Genomic DNA, 1,552 nt, shown 5'->3' on the forward strand with positions numbered 1-1,552 from the left:
GCGTTTGGATCTTTTTGAACTTTTCTGTAAGCATCCGGGTCTATTCTGTTTGCAATATACTCTGCATACATTGCCAAGATCCACGGGTCTCTTGCATCAAGCGCAAATGGTATTATTTTGTTTTTAGTCAAAACCTTTATAACATTTACAAGCTCTGACCATGTCTTTGGAGGTGTAAGTTTGTATTTTGCAAAGATTTGTTTGTTGTAGTATATAACTGTTGCAACTCTTATCTGAGGAATACCATAGATTTTGCCGCCAAAAGTTGTCAGGTCAAAAACGCCATTGACATACCTGTTTTTCCATTGTGGGTCTTTGTTCATGATGTCGCTAATTGGGAAAAGCCTTTTTGCATCTACATATGGTTTCATCTTACCAGCTGCCCACATGTTGAGAATATCTGGTGGATTGTTTGCTGCCATTGCTGTTTGGAGCTTTGTTTTGTACTGCTCACCTGGAGTGTACACAGCCTTGATTTTCACACCGTACTTGTTAGTAGAGTTAAACTCTTTGATAGCCTGCTCATACACCTGTTTTATAGTGTCAGAGTCAGAAACCCAGCTCCAGAATGTAAGCTCATTTGTTGCACCTTGTACCTTTTTCACCCATTTGGCCGACTAAAACAACTGAAAATGAAAAGACCACTAAAATAGCTAAAGCCACAACTTTTAACCACTTTTTCATTTAAAATTTACCTCCTTTTATTTTTGTTTTTCACTTTTAATTTTAGTGTGAAATGCCCAATAGCCTATATAGACAAACACAACTTTTTTGTTTAAATTTTTAACCTCGATTGTTTTTCCAAAGCTTGTTTCTTCCACTCAATAGGTGTCATACCATACACTTTTTTGAATACTTGGCTAAAATACTGGGCATCTGAAAATCCAACTGCCTCAGCAATTTCGTAATGTTTTAAGCTGGATGTTTTCAAAAGCTTTTCTGCTTTTTTGAGCCTCACTTCAGTGAGTATCTCTTTAAAAGTTTTTCCAGTTTTGTTTTTCAAAAGTCTGCTAAGATACACAGGGTGAAGATGGACATACTCTGCTACATCATTCAAGCTTATTTGTTTTGAACAATTTGCAAAAATAAAGTCAAAGACCATATCAATTATGTTTTTGTTCTCACAGGAATCTAAACATTGCTGCCTACTATGCTCAGCAGCTACTTTTTCAACCGCTTTTTTCACAGTTTCTAAAACTTCTTCTTTGGTAAATGGTTTTAAGATATAATCCACAACACCAAGTTTAATTGCTCTGTGGGCATACTCAAATTCTTTATAACCACTCATAAGTATTACATAAGGATGTTTTAGTCTACTGTGTACAAACTCTGCTAAATCAAGTCCATCCATAATTGGCATTCTGATATCCGTCAGAATTATATCCACGTTTTCTGTTATCAGGACATTTAAAGCTTCTTCGCTACTATCAATACCGATGACTTTATTAATCCCAATGCTCTCCCAATCTACGGTTTTTACAAGCCTTTCTAGCAAGATTTCTTCATCTTCCACTATCAAAAGAGTGCACATTTTCCTTCTCCTTCTTCACAA

2 protein-coding genes are annotated in these 1,552 nt (G+C 35.9%); both read right to left on the reverse strand.

The genetic code is table 11. The features are described from left to right. Positions 1 to 605 (reverse strand): ABC transporter substrate-binding protein (locus PGC14_RS11530; RefSeq protein ID WP_271629011.1); only part of this gene is annotated, 605 nt, incomplete at its 3' end. A gap of 170 nt (positions 606 to 775) precedes the next feature. Beyond that, entirely contained in the window at positions 776 to 1,531 is a 756-nt protein-coding gene (locus tag PGC14_RS11535) for a response regulator transcription factor (RefSeq protein ID WP_271629012.1), read from the reverse strand. Positions 1,532 to 1,552 lie beyond the last annotated feature (21 nt).

The organism is Caldicellulosiruptor sp. DIB 104C (assembly GCF_028198085.1).
Lineage (GTDB): Bacteria > Bacillota > Thermoanaerobacteria > Caldicellulosiruptorales > Caldicellulosiruptoraceae > Caldicellulosiruptor > Caldicellulosiruptor saccharolyticus.